The 20,878-nt window shown below is 48.0% G+C and carries 18 protein-coding genes and 1 riboswitch; of the genes, 7 read left to right on the top strand and 11 right to left on the bottom strand.

The window, feature by feature from the left end; all coding sequences use genetic code 11:
* Positions 1-131: 131 nt before the first annotated feature.
* From ABDB98_RS15815 to ABDB98_RS15805, 3 genes are all read left to right on the top strand, one after another.
* The gene (locus ABDB98_RS15815) at positions 132-1,934 is read left to right on the top strand and encodes an assimilatory sulfite reductase (NADPH) flavoprotein subunit (RefSeq protein WP_438420634.1); all 1,803 of its coding nucleotides are present in this window, start codon (positions 132-134) and stop codon (positions 1,932-1,934) included.
* 27 nt (positions 1,935-1,961) lie between these two features.
* Positions 1,962-3,677 (top strand): assimilatory sulfite reductase (NADPH) hemoprotein subunit, encoded by a 1,716-nt coding sequence (gene cysI, locus ABDB98_RS15810; protein ID WP_438420633.1) that lies wholly within the window; start codon positions 1,962-1,964, stop codon positions 3,675-3,677.
* A gap of 287 nt (positions 3,678-3,964) precedes the next feature.
* On the top strand, positions 3,965-5,980 hold the full coding sequence (locus tag ABDB98_RS15805) for a Na+/H+ antiporter (RefSeq protein WP_438420632.1): 2,016 nt from the start codon (positions 3,965-3,967) through the stop codon (positions 5,978-5,980).
* 42 nt (positions 5,981-6,022) lie between these two features.
* Here the strand turns inward: ABDB98_RS15805 and ABDB98_RS15800 are convergent, their stop codons facing one another.
* Complete coding sequence (locus ABDB98_RS15800; protein WP_016937938.1) at positions 6,023-6,508, bottom strand: hypothetical protein; 486 nt, start codon at positions 6,506-6,508, stop codon at positions 6,023-6,025.
* A gap of 221 nt (positions 6,509-6,729) precedes the next feature.
* Between ABDB98_RS15800 and ABDB98_RS15795 the strand changes: the two genes are divergently transcribed.
* Entirely contained in the window at positions 6,730-7,560 is an 831-nt protein-coding gene (locus ABDB98_RS15795; RefSeq protein ID WP_007410023.1) for an aldo/keto reductase, read from the top strand.
* A 33-nt stretch (positions 7,561-7,593) separates the two neighbouring features.
* On the opposite strand, the gene ABDB98_RS15790 is transcribed toward ABDB98_RS15795, so the two are convergent.
* From ABDB98_RS15790 to modA, 7 genes are all read right to left on the bottom strand, one after another.
* Positions 7,594-8,739 (bottom strand): ABC transporter permease, encoded by a 1,146-nt coding sequence (locus tag ABDB98_RS15790; protein ID WP_438420630.1) that lies wholly within the window; start codon positions 8,737-8,739, stop codon positions 7,594-7,596.
* A gap of 1 nt (position 8,740) precedes the next feature.
* Positions 8,741-9,835 carry an ABC transporter permease gene (locus ABDB98_RS15785; protein ID WP_438420629.1) on the bottom strand — a complete coding sequence of 365 codons (1,095 nt, stop codon included), beginning with the start codon at positions 9,833-9,835 and terminating at the stop codon, positions 8,741-8,743.
* Between the two features lie 23 nt (positions 9,836-9,858).
* On the bottom strand, positions 9,859-10,794 hold the full coding sequence (locus ABDB98_RS15780) for an ABC transporter ATP-binding protein (protein ID WP_060964282.1): 936 nt from the start codon (positions 10,792-10,794) through the stop codon (positions 9,859-9,861).
* Positions 10,795-10,913: 119 nt separating this feature from the next.
* The gene (locus ABDB98_RS15775; RefSeq protein ID WP_438422157.1) at positions 10,914-12,017 is read right to left on the bottom strand and encodes a sensor histidine kinase; all 1,104 of its coding nucleotides are present in this window, start codon (positions 12,015-12,017) and stop codon (positions 10,914-10,916) included.
* A gap of 5 nt (positions 12,018-12,022) precedes the next feature.
* Positions 12,023-12,670, bottom strand: a complete 648-nt coding sequence (locus tag ABDB98_RS15770; protein WP_029575311.1) for a response regulator transcription factor — start codon at positions 12,668-12,670, stop codon at positions 12,023-12,025.
* Between the two features lie 91 nt (positions 12,671-12,761).
* On the bottom strand, positions 12,762-13,445 hold the full coding sequence (gene modB / locus ABDB98_RS15765; RefSeq protein WP_060964284.1) for a molybdate ABC transporter permease subunit: 684 nt from the start codon (positions 13,443-13,445) through the stop codon (positions 12,762-12,764).
* The gene (gene modA / locus ABDB98_RS15760) at positions 13,426-14,223 is read right to left on the bottom strand and encodes a molybdate ABC transporter substrate-binding protein (protein WP_438420628.1); all 798 of its coding nucleotides are present in this window, start codon (positions 14,221-14,223) and stop codon (positions 13,426-13,428) included. Before modA ends, modB begins: the two co-directional genes overlap by 20 nt.
* Before the next feature lie 117 nt (positions 14,224-14,340).
* Between modA and ABDB98_RS15755 the strand changes: the two genes are divergently transcribed.
* Positions 14,341-15,267, top strand: coding sequence for a substrate-binding domain-containing protein (locus ABDB98_RS15755; RefSeq protein WP_438420627.1), 927 nt, complete (start codon positions 14,341-14,343; stop codon positions 15,265-15,267).
* Between the two features lie 29 nt (positions 15,268-15,296).
* On the opposite strand, the gene ABDB98_RS15750 is transcribed toward ABDB98_RS15755, so the two are convergent.
* On the bottom strand, positions 15,297-17,153 hold the full coding sequence (locus ABDB98_RS15750) for an LTA synthase family protein (RefSeq protein ID WP_438420626.1): 1,857 nt from the start codon (positions 17,151-17,153) through the stop codon (positions 15,297-15,299).
* 42 nt (positions 17,154-17,195) lie between these two features.
* The gene (locus tag ABDB98_RS15745) at positions 17,196-17,678 is read right to left on the bottom strand and encodes a metal-dependent hydrolase (protein WP_060964288.1); all 483 of its coding nucleotides are present in this window, start codon (positions 17,676-17,678) and stop codon (positions 17,196-17,198) included.
* Positions 17,679-17,860: 182 nt separating this feature from the next.
* Between ABDB98_RS15745 and sspJ the strand changes: the two genes are divergently transcribed.
* Both sspJ and ABDB98_RS15735 read left to right on the top strand, forming a co-directional pair.
* On the top strand, positions 17,861-18,001 hold the full coding sequence (gene sspJ / locus ABDB98_RS15740) for a small acid-soluble spore protein SspJ (protein ID WP_003151760.1): 141 nt from the start codon (positions 17,861-17,863) through the stop codon (positions 17,999-18,001).
* Positions 18,002-18,123: 122 nt separating this feature from the next.
* A riboswitch (Lysine riboswitch) is annotated at positions 18,124-18,305 on the top strand.
* Between the two features lie 108 nt (positions 18,306-18,413).
* Positions 18,414-19,826, top strand: coding sequence for an amino acid permease (locus ABDB98_RS15735; RefSeq protein ID WP_060964289.1), 1,413 nt, complete (start codon positions 18,414-18,416; stop codon positions 19,824-19,826).
* Between the two features lie 46 nt (positions 19,827-19,872).
* Here the strand turns inward: ABDB98_RS15735 and ABDB98_RS15730 are convergent, their stop codons facing one another.
* Complete coding sequence (locus ABDB98_RS15730; protein WP_438420625.1) at positions 19,873-20,787, bottom strand: class I SAM-dependent methyltransferase; 915 nt, start codon at positions 20,785-20,787, stop codon at positions 19,873-19,875.
* Positions 20,788-20,878 lie beyond the last annotated feature (91 nt).

Below are 20,878 nucleotides of genomic sequence, written 5' to 3'. Positions count from 1 at the left end.
AATCATTATCATCATGATTATATATTTTACTTACACACAAACTTTCGGTAAAGTTTCAATTAGAATATTATTTTGACAATTCCTATAGAAATAACGTACGTTACGTTTAATTCCTTGTGAGGTGGATATCGTTGCAACTTCAGGTCATGAACAGTCCGTTTAATCAGGAGCAGGCAGAGCTCCTTAACCGCCTTCTGCCGACCTTGACAGAATCACAGAAAATCTGGCTGAGCGGTTATTTGGCTGCGGCCCGGTCCGAGTCCGGTGAAGCAGCCGCACCCGAGGCTGCGGCAGAAAGCCCGGCAGTCTCGAAAGAAGTGACCGTATTATACGGATCGCAAACGGGAAATGCGGAAGGTCTTGCGAAACAGACGGTAAAGACGCTTGAGGAACGGGGATTCCAAGTCACCGTCGCGTCGATGAACGATTTTAAGCCGAATAATCTGAAAAAAATAAACAATTTACTGATCGTGGTGAGCACGCACGGAGAAGGCGATCCGCCGGATAACGCGCTGGCTTTTCATGAATTTCTTCACGGCAGACGCGCGCCGAAGCTTGAAGCGCTCCGTTTTTCCGTTTTGGCGCTCGGGGACAGCTCGTATGAATTTTTCTGCCAGACCGGCAAAGAGTTTGACGAGCGTCTTAAAGAGCTCGGCGGCACGCAGCTTGCGCCCCGGGTTGATTGCGATCTTGATTATGATGAACCGTTTTCCCAATGGCTTGATGCGGTTATCGGCGGCCTGAACGAAGGAGCGGGAAACCAAACAGCCGAAGCGCCTGCCGAGACGCCGGCTCTCAGTGAATCCGTTTATTCCAGAACGAACCCGTTTCGGGCGGAGGTTCTTGAGAACATCAATCTGAACGGGCGCGGTTCGAATAAAGAAACACGCCATCTGGAGCTTTCGCTCGAAGGATCGGGCCTCGCGTATCAGCCCGGAGACAGCCTCGGCATCTATCCGGAAAATGATCCGGCGCTTGTGGATGAGCTGATCAATGAGCTGAAATGGGACCCACAACAGGAAGTGGCGGTGAATAAGCAAGGAGAGACCCGTCCGCTGAAAGACGCGCTTACTTCTCATTTTGAAATTACAGTGTTAACAAAACCGCTCTTGCAAAAGGCCGCACAGTTTACGACTGACAAAAAGCTGAGTGAACTTCTGGCCGAAGGAAATGAAGATCAGGTGAAAGCATACATCAACGGCCGTGACCTGCTTGATCTCGTCCGGGATTTCGGTCCGTGGGAAGCGTCCGCGGAAGACTTTCTTTCCATCCTGCGTAAAATGCCGGCCCGGCTCTATTCGATCGCAAGCAGTTTAGAAGCGAATCCGGAAGAAGTGCATCTGACCATCGGAGCGGTCAGATATGACGCGCACGGCAGAGAACGAAAAGGCGTCTGCAGCATTCTGTGTGCGGAAAGACTCCAGCCGGGAGATACGCTTCCGATTTACATTCAGCACAACCAAAACTTCAAGCTGCCGGAAAACCCGGATACACCGATCATCATGGTCGGACCGGGGACAGGCATCGCGCCGTTCCGTTCCTTTATGCAGGAGCGTGAAGAAACCGGAGCTGAGGGGAAAACATGGCTGTTTTTCGGAGATCAGCACTTTGTCACTGATTTTCTGTATCAGACGGAATGGCAAAAATGGCTGCAAAACGGTGTACTCACAAAAATGGACGTCGCTTTTTCCCGGGATTCGGAGGAAAAAGTATATGTGCAGCACCGTATGAAAGAACAAAGCAAAGAGCTGTATGAATGGCTGCAGCAGGGAGCCGCCGTATACATCTGCGGTGATGAACAGCATATGGCGCATGACGTGCACCAGGCGCTTCTCGATATCATTCAGGAAGAAGGCGGCATGAGCCGTGAAAAAGCGGAAAGCTTCCTGGCAGACATGCAGCAGAAAAAACGCTATCAGCGTGACGTATATTGACTTTGGTTTGAAAGGAGCTTATTCAGCATGGTGAACAACATTTTAAAAGCGCCGGAAGGCCCTCCAAGTGATGTTGAGGAAATTAAAGAAAAAAGTGATTATTTGCGCGGCACATTGAAAGAAGTCATGCTTGACCGGATTTCAGCCGGCATCCCGGACGATGACAACCGGCTGATGAAGCATCACGGCAGCTACCTGCAGGATGACCGCGATCTCCGCAATGAACGTCAGAAACAAAAGCTTGAACCGGCTTATCAATTCATGCTGCGCGTCCGGATGCCAGGCGGCGTGTCAACTCCGGAACAATGGCTTGTCATGGATGAACTGGCGCAAAAATACGGAAACAATACATTAAAGCTGACAACGCGCGAAACGTTCCAAATGCACGGAATTTTAAAATGGAACATGAAAAAAACGATTCAAAAAATCAATGCGGCGCTGCTTGATACCATTGCGGCCTGCGGAGATGTCAACCGAAACGTCATGTGCGCTTCAAATCCGTATCAGTCTGAAATCCATGCGGAAGTGTACGAATGGTCGAAAAAACTGAGTGACGACCTTCTTCCGCGCACGAGAGCCTATCATGAAATATGGCTTGATGAGGAACGGGTGGCGGGCACTCCTGATACGGAAACGGAACCGATGTACGGGCCGCTGTATTTGCCGCGGAAATTCAAAATCGGAATCGCCGTGCCTCCGTCCAACGATATTGATGTCTTTTCTCAAGATCTCGGCTTCATTGCCATTGTAGAAGAAGGCAGACTTATCGGATTCAACGTGGCAATCGGCGGCGGTATGGGAATGACGCACGGTGATACGGCCACTTATCCGCAGCTTTCAAAAGTCATCGGCTTCTGCAAACCGGAGCAGCTGTATGATGTAGCGGAAAAAACCATTACGATTCAGCGTGATTACGGAAATCGTTCCGTCAGAAAGAATGCCAGATTTAAATATACTGTTGACCGTCTCGGTCTGGAAAATGTAAAAGCCGAGCTGGAAAACCGCCTCGGCTGGCAGCTGGATGAGGCGAAATCTTATCATTTTGACCATAACGGCGACCGTTACGGATGGGTGAAAGGCGTAAAAGGAAAATGGCACTTTACAATGTTCATCGAAGGCGGCCGCGTCACGGACTATGAGAATTATAAGCTGATGACGGGATTACGTGAAATCGCCAAAGTCCATACGGGAGATTTCCGTCTCACCTCTAATCAAAACCTGATTATCGGCAATGTGACGAGCGAGAAAAAGAAACAAATCAGCGCATTAATCGAACAATACGGTCTGACAGACGGCAGGCAGCATTCCGCCCTGCGCCGCAGTTCAATGGCTTGCGTCGCGCTTCCGACATGCGGGCTTGCGATGGCAGAAGCGGAGCGGTATCTGCCGAAGCTGATTGATAAAATTGAAGCCATTGTTGACGAAAACGGTCTGCGGGATGAAGAAATCACCATCCGTATGACTGGCTGCCCGAATGGCTGCGCCCGCCATGCGCTCGGCGAAATCGGATTTATCGGAAAAGCGCCGGGTAAATATAATATGTACTTAGGAGCTGCATTTGACGGCAGCCGTTTAAGCAAAATGTACCGGGAAAATATCGGTGAAGAGGAGATTCTCAGTGAGCTCCGCACCATTCTGCCGCGTTATGCGAAAGAGCGCGAGGAAGGCGAACACTTTGGAGATTTCGTCATCCGTGCGGGTATTATTAAAGCGACAACAGACGGAACGAATTTTCACGAATAAGATGAGCTGCTGAAACAATTTACTAAACAGTAAGAACGCAGCCGTGCGAAAAGCTTGTTTTCATAGAAAACAGGCTTTTTCTTTTTTCGGAAAAAAGTAGCCGAAGGTAAAAAAAGTTCCCCGTGAGCACGCTATGAGAAATTTTAAATAAAAACGGGTAAAATAAAAGAAGAATGGTTGTGTGCGGAAAATATACCGGGCCAGCCCGGTAATTGGCTCCGGCCTTTGACAGGGGCCATGAGAACAGGCAATGATGATTCAATGCAGCAGATGAAGGAGGTCATGTTTTGGACATATTTTTAGTCGTACTCGTACTTTTAACCATCATTGCGGTCTCAAATATTATAAATCGGTTTGTCCCCTTTATCCCGGTGCCTTTGATTCAGGTGGCGCTCGGTATCATTGCGGCGTCATTTCCGCAGGGGCTTCATTTTGAACTGAATACCGAATTGTTTTTTGTTTTGTTTATCGCTCCGCTGCTTTTTAACGATGGAAAACGGACGCCGCGTGCGGAACTTTGGAATTTAAGAGCGCCGATTCTGCTTCTCGCACTCGGGCTCGTGTTTGCCACGGTCATTGTCGGCGGTTACACCATTCATTGGATGATTCCGAGCATTCCGCTGGCCGCCGCGTTCGGGCTGGCGGCGATCCTGTCACCGACTGACGTTGTTGCGGTCAGCGCGCTGTCAGGGCGTGTGAAGATGCCAAAAGGCATTCTGCGTCTCCTTGAAGGAGAAGGGCTGATGAATGACGCATCCGGCCTGGTCGCTTTTAAATTTGCGATTGCGGCTGCCGTGACGGGCGCATTTTCGCTGGCGCAAGCAGCGTTCAGCTTTGTTTTGATTTCAGCCGGCGGTTTACTCAGCGGTGTCGTCATTTCTTTTTTGATTATCCGTTTCCGGCTGTTTTTGCGCCGCCTCGGCATGCAGGATGTCACGATGCATATGCTGATTCAAATTCTGACGCCGTTTGTCATTTATCTGGCGGCTGAAGAAATCGGCGTTTCCGGCATTTTAGCGGTTGTGGCCGGCGGCATCACGCATGCGGTGGAGCAGGATCGTCTTGAATCAACGATGGTCAAACTGCAAATCGTCTCTTCAAGTACGTGGAATATTATTTTGTTCATTCTTAACGGTCTTGTTTTCGTCATATTAGGAACGCAAATACCGGATGTGGTTTCTGTTATTTTTAATGATACCGCGTTTAACAATATGATGGTCATCGGGTACATTATCGTCATTACGCTGACGTTAATGATTCTCAGATTTTTGTGGGTGCTGTTTTTTTGGAACGGCAAGTGGTTTTTTAACAAGGATCAGAGCATTTATAAGCCCGGCCTGCGCTCCACGCTGCTGATTTCAGTTTCAGGCGTCAGGGGAGCGGTCACGCTTGCGGGTTCCTTTTCCATTCCGTACGTGCTCTCCGACGGCTCGCCGTTTCCTGAACGGAATTTGATTCTCTTTTTAGCCGCAGGCGTTATTTTGTGCACATTGGTGCTGGCGACAATCGTACTGCCGATTCTGACTGATAAGCCGGAAGACAATGCGAAAGAGAAGAAAGTCAAATTGCTGACAGCGAGACGGAAGCTGATAAAGGCTGCTTTATCGGCCATCAAAGAAAATATGAATGAGACCAACAAAACGGCTTCTTTTGCGGTCATTGCCGAATACAATGAGAAAATGAAAAATCTCAGGTTTCAGCAGTTCACCGTAAAAAACCGCACGAAAAAAGATGAGCGGAAAGTCCGCGCCCAAGGGATACAGGCTGAACAGGAAGAACTGCTCCGGCTGATTGAGCGGGGCGACATCCCGGAAGAAACGGCTGACAGCCTTCAGGAACGGTTTGATGAACTGGAAGTGCTGTATACGAATCCGTTTAAAGTCGGCTTATCTAAGAAAAAGCTGAAACGCCTGATGTACTGGATCTTTTTCGGTGAACAAAAAAAGCCGGAAATGTCGATTTTAAATGAAGAAGGCCTCATTCGCGCCACAAGGGTTAAAACGGCAAAAGCGGCGATTGAAAGCCTGAAAAAACACATGACCGAAGAAAATAAAGATGTGACGCTTGCCGTCATTTCCTTTTACAATCACCTGATTTTCAGGCTGGGGCACTCGTATCACGAACAGAATCCGAGCCGCCGTTTTGAAAATCAAAAACTTGAGATCAAACTGCGGGCCGTGCAGGCCATCCGCAACGAAATCCAAACATTATTCGAAGAGCGGGAAATCTCCCGCGACATGTCACATGAGCTTCGCCAATACATCAATGATGTGGAAGCGGCGATGCTTGACGGAGATGAATAAATGAAAAAAAGTCCGGCATCTGTGTGCCGGACTTTTTTTTGATTACGGACGATGGAATTCGACGTGATCGCCGTCGCGGTCAAACCAGCCTCTGAAGGCCCAGTTGATCCAGCCGCCATCGCCTTTGTTGGTGAAGCTTCCGTCTTCAAACACCCAAATGCCGTATGTGATGCCGTCATAAACGGCGGAACCGTAAAACTGAACGCCGTTAAAATGATCTTCATATTCCTGGCTTAAATTAAACACCATGACATTATATTTTTGTCCTGAAGCGTAGAATGAAGATTCCATTAAGTTTTTGACGAAGCCGTCTCGGTTTTGCGCCGACTTAATCGCGTCAGCAATCGAATTGCCGATGCCGAGCAGGTCAACATCAATGTTTAAACCGACATCTTTTGCGGAGACATCTGACTTTTGCTGTGCCATGTTTTGAGGGACTGGGTTTTCTTTTGCGGATACAAAGGACAGAGGAGTCAGGGACAAAGCGGCGCCAAGGGCAACGGACATTGGGATACGTATACGTTTCATCGTATTTCCTCCTTCGATTGTTTGGTGGCTACATTAGCGATTTACCCGGTCAGTTACCGGGCTAACCGGATTTTTTGAAAAATAGGAAAATAATAACGCTAGTGGTACCGGAGTACTAAAGATGGTTTCTGTTATAACGATGAGCGTATAATTGGTTTCATACGGCGGAAATGTGAGATAATAATAACCGTTTACATAATGACTAGAAAGGATGGTTCAACGTGGCAAAAAGCTTAAAAGATACTGTAAAGCTTCATAATGGCGTTGAAATGCCGTGGTTCGGCCTTGGCGTATTTAAGGTGGAAAACGGAAGCGTAGCGGCGGACTCTGTCGAAGCGGCAATCAGAAATGGCTACCGCAGCATTGATACGGCGGCAATTTATAAAAATGAAGAGGGCGTCGGCGAAGGCATCAGAGCGGCGGGCGTTGCCAGAGAAGAGCTGTTCATCACGTCAAAAGTGTGGAATGAAGATCAAGGATACGAAACGACACTTGACGCGTTTGAGAAAAGCCTTGAGCGCCTCGGCCTCGATTACCTCGACCTATACCTGATTCATTGGCCGGGCAAGGATAAATATAAAGACACATGGCGCGCTCTTGAAAAGCTGTACAAAGACGGCAAAATCCGCGCGATCGGCGTCAGCAACTTCCAAGTGCATCACTTAGAAGAACTGCTGAAAGATGCTGAGATCAAGCCGATGGTCAACCAGATAGAATTCCACCCGCGCCTGACTCAAAAAGAAGTAAGAGATTTCTGCAAAGCGCAGGGCATTCAAGTGGAAGCATGGTCTCCATTGATGCAGGGACAGCTCTTAGATAACGAAGTGCTGTCACAAATTGCGGAAAAACATAACAAATCGGTCGCTCAAGTGATTTTGCGCTGGGATCTTCAAAACGAAGTCGTTACCATTCCGAAATCCATTAAAGAGCACCGCATCATAGAAAATGCCGATATTTTTGATTTCGAACTGTCACAGGAAGAAATGGAAAAGATCAGCGCATTGAACAAAGATGAGCGTGTCGGCCCGAACCCGGACGAGCTTCTGTTCTAAGAAAAAAACAGCCCTTTACGGGGCTGTTTTTCTTTACATAAATGTCTGTGTCTGCCGTTTTACGCTGAATCTGTATGCGGCTATTAATAAGAGGGCGGCGGCGAAGGCTCCCAAAATGATGATGTTCAGCGTCAGGCTTTGGAGCGTGCGGCCGTGCTGCAATTGATCCACCGTATCAAGCACCCAGCGCTGAGGCAGAAATTCGGCGATTGTCTGCACTGTTTTCGGCATAATATTGCCCGGAAAAAAGCAGCCGGCGAGCAAGCTTGTCGGTACAACGATCAAATTCAAAAGCGCCGATGCCGAAGCGCTGCTGTTGGAAAAACCGACGGCAATAAAGGCGATCCCGATTGCGCTTAATGCAAACAGCATCATCAGGACGAACAGCTGCCACAGCGGGAATGACGGATGAATATGAAAAGCGGCGCCCATAAAGAGAACGGCAAATAGAATTTGGACGGCCATGATAATGATATTCACTGCCGCATTTGCCAATACATACTGCTTTGACGTGATCGGCGTTGACAGAAGTCTGTAGTACGTTCTGTTTTCTCTTTCTTTAATCATCAGTTCCGTCAGGTTGCCGGCGGAATAGAGCATAATGATAATGAGATACCCGATGACTGAGTAGGTCATCTCTTTATGGTTCGAAGTATCTTGTAAAACAGCGGACTCCGTTTGAATCGGAGAATGCTTGAAATCGGCGTACATCGCCTGAAAGGCTTTCTCATCTCCGCCGGAAGATTTGCCGATTGAGGCGGCGCTGTTTATATAATTGTACAGATAAGAGCTGACATATCCGGTGACCTGGGCGCCTTTCAGCGAGGTCATGCCAATGTGAGCCGGTTTTCCGTCTTTTACGCTTTTAGAAAAGCCTTTTTCAAACGTAACCAGCGCTTCCATTTTTCCCGATGCGATCTTGGATGAGGCGGACGCAGCCGTTTCCTCCGAAATTTTCACATGATCCAGTCCTTTTAAAAACGTGACCGTATCCTGTGCCACTTCTCCGCCGTCTTGATTGAGAATGCCGATATTGAGCGTTTCGGCTCCGCCGTTGGCATTGGACATGAAGGAGAGAAAGACGCCGATCAGCGGAGCCCCGATATAAAGAATGAGCTGTTTTTTGCTTTTTGTGATTCCTTTGAGCGTGTGTATAAACAGCCACCAGAAGTTTTTCATTTTACAGTCCCTCCCGTCTTTGAAACGTAACCGCGGCAATCAGCAAAAAGAGCGCCGCTAATGCTGTGTTTAAACCAATTGCGGGCCAGGCGGCCGATACGTCATTTGCGTATATGATGTTGTTAATCGCCTTATTGATCCAGGATAAGGGCGACAGGGCGGAAATTCCTCCGCCTTCATATTTATAATAGGCGCCGCCGATAATGGCCATCACCTGAACGATGATGACGGTGATTAATCTGGCGCTTTCAGGTTTTTTTGTGAAATAGCTCAGGCTGAGCCCGAAGCTGACGGCCAAAAGAATTTCAGAGGCGAGAATCAAAAGCACCAGTCCCATGTGGCTGCCCCAATCGGCTTTTAAAATAAATTTGCTGAAGGCGACAACGGCAAGGATTGTCAGAACGTTCACAGCCATAATGCCGAGCATCTTTCCGAGAAAGATATCGCTTTTTCGGAGCGGAGCGGCAATCAGGCGATCGGCTGTGTGCCGTATTCTTTCCCCGCGGAACAAGGTGCTTGCAAAAATCGAGGCGTACAGCCCGATCATCGTCGTCATGGACACTGCGTAAAAATCTTTCGCTTTCGGTTCCTTCGCTTTGTTTAAAGACGTCTGCTTCATATAATCGCTTTTTATTTGTCCGGCGGCCGGTGCCTTATGCGCCTTGTATGCGGCGGCGCCTGCTTTGTATTGGTTGGTAAAAGCGGTCAGCATGCCTTGGACGATCGTGCCGTTCATGCCGCTCCGGTCATTTGTATAAACTTGAAAACCGCTGTTTTTGACAGTGACGAAAGCATCCGCCTGATTTTCACGAACGTCGTTTTTGCCTTTTGCCTCCGTGTCCGCTTTGTGAAAATAGACATGCTCTTTTTTTGCGGCTTTCATAAACTCAGTAAAATGATGAGAAAGCGGTCCGTTTGACTGGTCCGTATATTCGACCTTGATGTGTCCGACCGTCACCTCTGAATCAAAGGCGTTTGATAATGCCGCAGAGAGAATCATCATAAAGACGATCGGAAAAGCAAGCATGAAAATAAAGGTCCGTCTGTCACGGAAACTGATTTTGATTTCTTTCCCGGCGATGTGCAGAATATTCATTTGCAATCCTCCTTTCAGTTGAGTCAGTCGCGCAGGCTTCTGCCTGTCAGAGTGAGAAATACCGTTTCTAAGTCAGGGGCCTGTTCCTGTAAAGAGCGGATTTCAATTCCTTTGTCCATGAAGTACCGGATCAGGCGGTTTAAATTGTTGACCCCTGTGTCAGAGCTGATTTTCACACTGTTTTCTTCCAGTGCGGCGGCTCTGACGCCGGGAAGATCCTGAATATCGCCGAGGCTGATACCGTTTCCGGATGACAGCTCAATCACGACGTCCTTTGTGTCGGTAATGATGGAAGTCAGCTGTTCCTTTGTGCCTTCTGCGATGACTTTCCCGTGGTCAATGATGGCGATGCGTGTGCATATTTCTTCAACTTCCTCCATGTAGTGGCTCGTGTAGATGATCGTACAGCCCATTTCATTCAGCTTTTTCACTGATTGCAGAATATAATTTCTTGATTGCGGGTCAATGCCGACCGTCGGTTCATCCATGATGATCAGTTTCGGCCGGTGGGCAAGGGCGCAGGCGATATTGAGCCGGCGTTTCATTCCGCCGGAAAAATGCTTCGGAAGATATTTATGTTTATCGCTCAAGCCGACGAATGTCAGGGCTTCCTCGACCCGTTCTTTCAAAACTGCTCCTCTCAGCCCGTACAGCCCGGCGAAGAACTTCACATTTTCATAGGCGTTTAATTCTTCGTAAATGGCGAGATCCTGCGGGACGATGCCGATATTCATTTTCACGGCTTTGCTGTGTTTGAAAATATCTTTTCCGAGAAACAGAATGTCTCCGTCAGAAGGTTTTAAAAGGCCTGAGATCATGTTGATGGCCGTGCTTTTTCCGGCTCCGTTTGCGCCGAGAAACCCGAAAATCTCACCTTCTTTTACAGCAAGCGACATTTGGTCAACGGCGGCATAATCGCCGAATTTCTTACTCAGCTGTTTGAGCTCCAAAATGTTCATGTTTCCACCTCTATGTCTTATGATGTTCTAATTATAAAAAAAAGAATGAACGGCCGTTAGTGCAGCTGTTCATTCCTTTGACATGAGAATCCTCATATTTTTCACATGAAAACATTCACTTATTCAATAGGCAGTAATGTCGTGACGGAAAAACCCGCCGTGCCGTCAAAAATAACGGTTCCGTGCAGGGCGGCGGCCCGTTCTTCCATACCGAGCATGCCGAGGCCTTTTTTAAAGCGGACAGCGCCGTTTCCGTTATCTTTCACTTCCGCTTTCACGGCTTTATTCAGCACTTGAATATCAATGGAGATCTGCGCGGCATCGGCGTATTTCATCGCATTGGTCAAAGCTTCGGTTACGTTTTCCTGAATGACTTTCCAATGCATCTGCGTCAGCCTGTCCAAATCGCCTTGATGCGTAAACGGAACCGGCATGCCGTTTTTAGCTGAAAATTCATCAATAAATGTTCTTAATCTGTGAATGCCCATTTGTTCAGCGGGCGGTTTCATATTTTTCAGCGTAATGCGGATATCCTCTATGCCCTCTTTGGAAATCGTAATGGCGTTTTGAAGCAGTTCAGCCGCTTTGTCCGGACGGGAGCTGAGCATCCGCTTCGCTGCTTCCATCTGAATGAGCGCGCCGGTCATGGAGTGGCCGATTTTGTCATGGATGGCTTGGGACAATCTGTTTCTTTCCTCAAGTTTGCCGGTGTACTCCGATTGTTTGATATATTCTGTGCTGCTGTGCAGCTGTTTCGTCAGCTTTTCAATGCTTGACCGCATGCTGTCTGACTGCTCCTCATATGTCTTCAGCCGATCATTTGACCGGGCGGCTAAAACGAAAATCGCCAGACAGAACAAGGTCATGACGGTATACGTCGGAAGATCGCCGTACGGGATAAATAAAAACGGCAAAAACACGAGCAGGCAGAACACATAGCGGTGAACCGGATATTCGGCAAGAACGGCAAAAATGGCGGGCGGCAAAAGAAACAGAAACGCCGGATGGCCTCCGGCGGAAAGCAAGGCGGTCAATGCCAGCGTCATGAGGGTGATCCCGCGCCTCCAAGCGGTCGGCCTGATCATGCAGACCGCAATGCCCAGACACAGATAAAGCAGCAGAAACAAGACGGCGTACGGCATGTAAGGGCGGTCGGCCGATACGAACAAAAAGGCCGTATAAAAAATGACGATCAGTCTGCTCATCAGCATCCAAAAATCCATACCGTTCAACGCTCGTTATCCACCTTCCCGGTGATATAATAAATCGCGATCTGCGTTCTGTGCTCAAGACCCGTTTTCCCTAAAATAGATGAAATATAATTGGCCGTCGTCCCTTCAGAAATGAAAAGCTGTTTTGAAATTTCTCTGTTCGACAGTCCTTTCGCAATAAGCGACATGATGCTGAGCTCTCTTTCAGTAAACTGGCTTTCATCAATCTGATGCGCGGCTTCCGCCGGCCGGAAAAGGCTGTCTTTTATTTTATCCAGCACGGTGTCCTGAAGGATGCTGTGCCCGTTGAAGACGCTTTTGATGGCATCGCGGATCCGTTCCGGCTCAGTGTTTTTTAATAAATATCCTTTTGCGCCATTTTTAATCGCTTCTAAAATATACTCGTCGTCGTCGAATGTCGTCAGGATCATCGGCTTCGTATCCGTTTCCTCCGCGATCCGTTTTGCGGCTTCGACGCCGTTCATCACCGGCATGCGGACGTCCAATAAGGCGATATCGACGGGATTGTGTTTACAATACTCTGCCGCCTCTAATCCGTTTTCCAGCGTTGCCGATACTGTAAATTCCTCATATGTATGCAAAATGATTTTCATTCCTTCTCTGATGAAAGAATTATCATCCGCGATAATGACATTAATTTTCATAGCCGCACCCTTTGTGTTTTTGTTTCATTATATACCATCCGATTTTAAATCAAAAAGCCTCCCGGCGAAATGTGGTCGGAAGGCGGATCGGTCAAGCCGGTTTTTTCAGTTGGATGAAAAACAGCATCAGAAAAGAAATCATCATAATACAGATCACCCACACCCAGGCGAGTGTTTCATTGCCGGAATCCATGGCGACGTAAATCGCTGTCGGCAGCGTTTGGGTGACGCCCGGGATATTCCCCGCAAACATTAAAGTCGCCCCGAATTCACCGAGCGCCCTTGCGATACTGAGAATGCTTCCGGTCAAAAGGGACGGAAAGGCAAGCGGGACGGAAATGCGGGTGAATACCTGCCATCTGCCGGCTCCGTCTACTTTCGCCGCTCCTTCGATGTCAGAATCAACCGCGGCGAAACCCGTTTTGGCAGACTGATACATAAGCGGGAATGCGACAATGGCCGAAGCGATCACCGCGGCCCACCACGTGAAAATGACGGGCTGGTGAAAAATCCGCTCAATCGCCCGGCCGATAAAGCTGTGTTTCCCGAAAATGATAATGAGGATAAAGCCGACAACGGTAGGCGGAAGAACGAGCGGGAGCATAAACAGCGTCTCCACAGCCGTTTTTCCGGGAAATCGCGCTTTCGCCATCCAGGCGCCTGCAAGCGTTCCGAGAAGGATGACGGCGATGCCCGAAGCCAAAGCCACCTCAAAAGACAATACGACTGGGGTGAAAAATTCCGAAGCCGTAATGTTACTTGGCAGTAAATCCATATTTCTTAAACACTTTCATCGCTGCATCTGACTGCAGATACTGATAAAACGCTTCTGCTTCTTTACGGTGCTTTGTATCTTTGACGATGCCTAGCGGATACACGATCGGATCGTGTGTTTTCACCGGTGCTTCATCGGTGATTTTCACCTTTTTCGAAATCAGCGCGTCTGTTTTATAGACAAGCCCGGCATCGACATTTCCGGTTTCAACATAGGAAAGCACCTGGCGGACGTCTTTTGCATAGACGACCTTATCTTTTACCTTGTCCCACAGGGATAATTTAGTCAATGACTGTTTGGCGTATTGCCCGGCCGGAACGGATTCAGGCGTGCCGAGCGCGATTTTTTCCGTGCTGTCTTTTTTCAGGTCATTCAGATGTGTAAGGTGTGCGCTGTTTTTCTCAGGCACGATCATGACCAGATCGTTTTTCAAAAGGTCCGTGCTGTCCTTTTTGTCGATATCGCCGTCTTGAACAAGCTTTTCGAATTTATCCTCGGCTGCCGAGAAGAATAAATCAGCTCCCGCGCCTTGGGAAATTTGTTTTTGCAGTGTGCCTGATGATCCGAAGTTGTCTTGAATGGCCACATTTGAATGTGATTTTTCGTAGTTGGTTTGGATTTCTTTAAGCGCGTCCTGAGCGCTCGCCGCCGCGGAAACGGTCAGTGTTACTTTTTCGTTTTGTCCGCCTTTGGCCGATTGTCCGGATGAGCAGCCCGCAGTTGCGAGGAAAACGCCCATAACCGCAGTTGTGAATAGTGTCGCTTTCTTTTTCAACATTGTGCACCCCTTATAACTGAATATCATTAGATCAAACTAATTATAACGTAATTGTACGTGAGGGTGCGGTTTTTTTTCAATATCTGAACCGTTATAATAAAAACGGAGCGTGATAATATGACAGAAGCCACTTCCTATACAATAGAAGAAGTTGCGGGCCTTTTGAAGGTCTCAAAACTGACAGTATATGATTTGATAAAAAAAGGACTCATTTCGGCGTACAGGGTCGGAAGACAGATGAGGGTCGATGAAGAAGACTTAAAACAATATAAAGCAAACATGAGGATGTCTAAAGAGCCATCAGCAGTCAAGGCGGCTGACCCGCCCCGCAGGCCGGAGCCGGAAAAAAGGCAGTCTGTTATCATCAGCGGCCAGGATGTGTCGATGGATCTCCTCAGCAAACAGCTGGAACAAAAAATACAGGCGTCCCCGCTCCGCAAGTACAGCGGCAGCTTAAACAGCCTGATCGAGATGTACCGGGGAGCCTGCGACATCGTCAGTCTGCATCTGTATGATGGGGAGACGGGGGAGTATAACATCCCGTATGTGAAGCGCATTCTTTCAGGAGAGCCATTTGCGCTCTTTCATGTCGTGCTTCGGCAGGCCGGATTATACGTGAAAAAGGGCAATCCGCTGAACATTCAGGGCTTTCAGGATTTGAGCAGGAAGGATGTCCGTATCGTCAATCGCGAAAAAGGATCAGGCGCGAGGGTGCTGCTGGACGAACAGCTCAGATCATTCGGCATCACGCCGTCTGAGGTTGCCGGCTACCATGACATTGTCACGGATCATTTGTCAGCGGCTTCACAAGTATCAGGCGGAAAAGCGGATGCGGGAATCGGTTCGCAGCATGCGGCGCATATAGCCGGCACGGATTTTATCCCGGTAATCAGTGAGCAGTACGATGTGGTCGTTTTAAAACAAAACCGGGAGCTTGTTCAAAGCGTGCAGGACATTCTCAATTCCGGGGAATTCAAGTCTCAGCTTTCTCAATTATCCGGATATGATACGAAAATGACCGGTCGGCTCATATATGAAACATAAAAAACCCCTCCAATGACGGAGGGATTTTTTTATTGTTTGTAAAACCGCAGCAGGTCGCCGTTTAATATTTTATCGGAGAGCATCAGTTCTTGTTCCGCTTTTTCTTTCTCATCGCTGCACACGCCTATGTCAGAAAGCGGTTCGCCCGTTTTGCGGCTGTAACACGTATTTTTCGTATAAATATGATCACCCGTGATAAAGCTGCCGTTTCTCAGCACAGCAAATGGAGTCCGCTCTTTGGAAAACAGGTCATTGCCGAACTGAATGCTGCCTTTCGTTTCAATGCCGAGCAGATGAAGCAGCGTCGGTCTTACATCAACCTGTCCCGCGGCGGAAGCGATCGTTTCCGGCTCACGGTCGGTCACCCCGGGAATATGAATGATAAACGGCACGCGCTGGAGCTGAACCGTATCAAACGGCGTGATTTCTTCTTTTCCCAAGAATTCGGCAAGTCCTTTATTGTGGGCTTCGGATATGCCGTAATGATCTCCCATCAGGACGATCATCGCGTTGTCATACAGCCCTTCTTTTTTCAGCTTGTTGAAAAAGTGTTTTAGCGCCTCATCTTCATAGCGGACCGTCGTCACATAACGGTTTAACAAATCACTGCTTGTGTCCGGTTCCTCAATGAGCTGATCCTGTTTATCAATTTCAAAAGGAAAATGGTTGGTCAAAGTCAGCAGGCTTGCGTAAAACGGCTGCGGAAGCTTCTTTAATTTTTCCGCTGACTGTTCGAGAAATTCCTTGTCCTTCAGACCCCAGCCCGTTGAATTTTCCGGTGTCACCTTAAATTCATCCGCGTCGAAAAAACGGTCGATGCCGAATGCCCCGTACATCTCATCCCGGTTCCAAAAGGCTTTATGATTGGCATGCAGAACGGCCGAATAGTACTGATGGTCTTTTAACGTATGGTACAGCGTATTGAACCGGTGGCCGCTTTTGGTGAAAAAAACGGCGCCGCTTGAAGACGGATACAGCGAATTCGCAGTAATGAATTCTGAATCTGAGGTTTTTCCCTGTTCGGTCTGCTGATAAAAGTGAGTGAAGTCATAGCTTTTTTTCCGCAGCTTATTCATAAACGGGGTAATCTCCCGCCCGTTGACCCGTTCATCCATCACAAAACGCTGTGTTGATTCAAGCGTGACAAAAATCACATTACGCCCTTTAGCAAGCCCGAACTTTGCATCGGACGGGCGGCTGTAGTCGGCTTGGGTGTAGTTCGCGACCGCGGCAAGACTGTCTTCGTCGGCAAACGCTTTAGCCCCTGCATTCAGCGTCTGCGAAATGGTGTCATACAAATGAAAGTGGAACAGGCCGATTCCTTTTACGAGCGCTTCACGATCAAAAGGATGCCTGAACAGCTTCGGCTGCTCGGCCTCAGACAGCGCAAGGTTGCACAGCATGAGGCCGGCTGATGCCCACGCATACGCTTTAACAGTCCGGGCGCCCGCTTTTCCCTTTCCGGCTTTATGTTTTCCCGCTAGGTAAAACAGAACCGCAATATCCGCGAATAAAGCGATGTACAGCGGGTGAAACAGCTCTTGGACGCTGCTTCCCATATCGCCCATATTGCTCGCCTGAAACAAAACCGGTATGGTGATAAAATCAATATAAAACCCGTAAAACACCGTATTCGCGATTAAAATCCCCGTCAGCATCACATTCGCCGAAAGCAGAAAGATCCGCTGCTTTTTTTCTGTCAGCAGCGGGCCGATGCCGAACAGCGGCACAATAAAGCTCAGCGGATTAATGAGAAGCAGACATTCCTCAAGAACCGAATTGTTCTGCAGATCAAAACCGAGCTTGTAAACGGCGTATGTTTTTATCCACATGAACAGGATGGACAGGCATAAAAACCGATGATTGCTGAAAAAGGATTTTTTCATATGTATGACTCCTCACCCTAAAAGCGAAAAGACGCTTTTTGTTTAAGAGATGCGGCCGTGAACCAATTCGTATAAATAATAGCAGGATACAATCGTTAACCCGGCCAGCACAAGCTGCTCCGAAAAGCTCCCCGTCCTCATATAAAGGGGAAGACGGAAGCGGATGGCGGACGGAAACAGCAGTTTAATGCCGTTGACGGTCCATGCGTCAAGCACAAGGTGGCTTGCCATTCCGATCATCAGTCCGGCGGAGATGCTCGGATTCGGGATATAGGCTGCCGTGATGAAAAACATAATAAGCATAAACAGCAGACTGTGTGTAAACGTTCTGTGGCCGAACACCGTGCTTACGATTTTGGACAGAACGGGCAGCGTTCTGCCGATTTTGCTTTTCGTGTGGCAAATATCGGGAATCAGCGCCCCGAGGGCACCCGCAGAGGTCATAAGGACCGGATCATACCCGTAATAATACGCAATTGCGGAACAAGAAGCGATGCCTCCCATGATGTGTGTTTTTCCTGTCATTTTTCGCTTCTCCTTTTTATTTTTGCCAAAATCCCCTGAATTACAAATATATCAAGAGAATGCATGTTTGATCAACAAACTTTACCTGTTCCGCCAAAAGGAAGGAGAACGGATTCCGCATATTCTGCCGCGGAAAAAGACACATTATAGGTGTACCTATATTTGATAAAGAGGTGATACAGATGGCTTTCTTTAACAAAGAAAAAGGCAAAAACAGCGATAAAAACAAAAACGTCATTCAAGGTGCGCTTGATGACGCCAGTGCAGCTTTGAAAGACGATCCGCTTCAAGAAGCTGTTCAAAAGAAAAAAAACAACCGCTGACTATATAAAACGGGTAGGGCGAATGCTCTATCCGTTTTCCGTCTAATTTTTCCCTTTGACAGATCTTTTTATCTCTGATAACCTCTGAGTAGAATTGAATGATAAAAATCCTCACTCTTTCTCGGTGAGGTAGAGGTTGCGCTTGATGATGAGTCGCACATGCCAGGCTGATAAGGGGCCGCAAAACATGTGTTAAAGGCATCAGCGCCGAAGTGTAAAGAAAGCCGATCCTTCTTTATGCTGGGACTGTATCTGAATAAGTGCAGGACTGCCGCGTGCTTTTTCGCGGAGGGCTATCCGGAGATCAAGGGTGTGTGTTTCTTTAAGCATGGACTTTTGTTCAGGCTTTTTTTGTGTGTAAATATGGTCTCGGGGTCTGGTCCGTACGAATGAACAACCAGGAGGTACAGGAATGGAACAGACGAAAAAATGGGGTTTTTGGTTATTAACGGCATTTGTCGTAGGAAATATGGTAGGCTCGGGCATCTTTTCCCTTCCGAGCACGCTCGCAAAAATCGCGAGCCCGTTCGGCGCTACATCGGCATGGCTTTTAACGGGAGCCGGTGTGTTAATGATCGCGCTTGTCTTCGGTCACTTATCCATCCGCAAGCCTGAGCTGACGGCGGGGCCGCAAAGCTATGCGAGAGCGCTGTTCAGTGATCGGAAAAAAGGGAACGCAGCCGGTTTCACGATGGTGTGGGGCTACTGGGTGGCGAGCTGGATCAGCAACGTGGCGATCATCACCAGCCTTGCCGGATATTTAACTTCTTTTTTCCCGATTTTAACGGATAAGCGTGAAATGTTTTCAATCGGCGGTCAGGCGGTTACACTTGGCCAGCTGCTGACATTTGCCGTATGTACGGTTTTATTATGGGGCACTCACACGATTCTCGTTTCCAGCATGAACGGTGCGAGTAAATTAAATTTCGTTACGACGTTTTCAAAGGTATTAGGATTTATCTTCTTTATCATTGCAGGTTTGTTTGTATTTCAAACGTCGTTTTTTGATCATTTTTATTTTCCGGTTCAGACAGGTCCTCACACGGTTGAGGGAATCGGCGGTCAGGTCCACAATGCGGCGATTTCAACATTATGGGCGTTCGTCGGAATTGAATCGGCAGTCATCTTATCCGGGCGCGCCCGTTCGCAGCGCGACGTGAAACGCGCCACCATTACCGGCTTATTGATCGCGCTCAGCATCTATATTATCGTGACATTGATTACGATGGGCGTGCTTCCGCATGGTAAGCTTGTCGGCTCGGAAAAACCGTTTGTTGACGTATTATACGCGATCGTCGGCAATGCGGGAAGCATCATCATGGCGATTTTGGCGATCCTCTGTCTGTTCGGGACGATGCTCGGCTGGATTCTTCTCGGCTCTGAAGTTCCGTATCAAGCCGCGAAATCAGGAGACTTTCCCGCCGCTTTTGCAAAAACGAATAAACAGGGAAGCCCGGTTGTGTCGTTAATCGTCACGAATGTGATGTCACAGATCTTTATCTTTTCGGTTATTTCCCGGACAATCAGTGACGCGTTTACGTTTTTAACAACGGCGGCGACACTCGCTTATCTGATTCCGTATCTCGTATCTGCGTTTTACAGCCTGAAGCTCGTGCTGACGGGTGAAACGTATGACGAAATCAAGGGTTCAAGAGTGAAGGACGGTTTCATCGCCATCCTTGCCTGCATTTATTCTTTTTACGTCATTATTACCGGAACGGCCGATTTAACGACCTTTATTCTCGGGATCGGACTGTTTTTCGTCGGTCTGCTGTTATATCCTTTCGTTTCAAAGAAATTTGCAAACAACAGACAATCCGTATAAAAAAAGACATCTCACGTCTGTGGGATGTCTTTTTTGGTGTCAGCGGTTACTTTTTGACGGCGTGTATATAATGAATGGTCTCGAATGCGGTTAAATGGTCAGTGCGCCCGCTGAAAAAACGGTCATTGATAACCGCTGGAGATAAATGTTCATAAATAAGCAGGCATGATGATTCTAACATTTTTTCAATTTCTTTATAGCTGAAACACGACAGCATCGGTTCTCCGCCTGCCGCAGCCATTTTCACCATGTTCTCCACTCTGTTTGACAGTCCTTTTTCTTCAAAGAGCGATTCATCCGCATAATCAAACACGATAGAGCTGCCGGGCGGGACTTCGGCAAATAATTGTGTAAGCAGGCGGGCCAGATGCTTTTTCGTAAGATAATATGACACACCGAGCAGGCTGAAAAAGGTTTTTCGGCGGGAAAAACCTTCCTGATTCAGACGGCTGAAAGAAAGCGGAGCCGTAAAGTCCATCGGCGCAAAATGAAGACGGCTCGGAATATCGCGCTCAAGACGTTTTAATCTGTTTAATTTGTCTTTCTGTGAAGCGCGGAGATCCACTTCAAAGATGTCTAAGCCGTTTGTCACCTCGGGATGCCTGAAACAGAAAGTATCCAGCCCCGCGCCAAGGATGACATACTGTTTAACCCCGAGCTTCACTTCATTCAGGAGCACTTCTTCACAATACGCCGCACGTGCTAACGGTGTAGGAGACAGCTGGACTTGAGTCACCCATTTTAAGATGTCATCCGGTTTGCCTTGAAGCCTCCGGGCCATGTCTTTGCTGAAAAATGATATACCTTGAATCAAATGATCGCTGATGTCCGACAGCTCTTTTTCAGATAAAAGATCTTGTGCCAAGAAATCATCAAATATCACCGGTGTGTCGTATTTACTGTGGTACGCCCTTACGAAAGCGGACAGCAGGGAAGTCATACTCGCCTTATTTTCTCTCATATTAAAGATCCTCCGTTATTTACGTCAATCTCCGGCCGGGAGAACCTTATTATACATGTTAATCCAAAAATGTAAATTATAGTATAAATGA

It is taken from the genome of Bacillus siamensis (assembly GCF_051628075.1).
GTDB classification, from domain to species: domain Bacteria; phylum Bacillota; class Bacilli; order Bacillales; family Bacillaceae; genus Bacillus; species Bacillus siamensis.
Note: the sequence above shows the minus strand (reverse complement) of the source record. Positions and strands in the feature narration are given on the sequence as shown.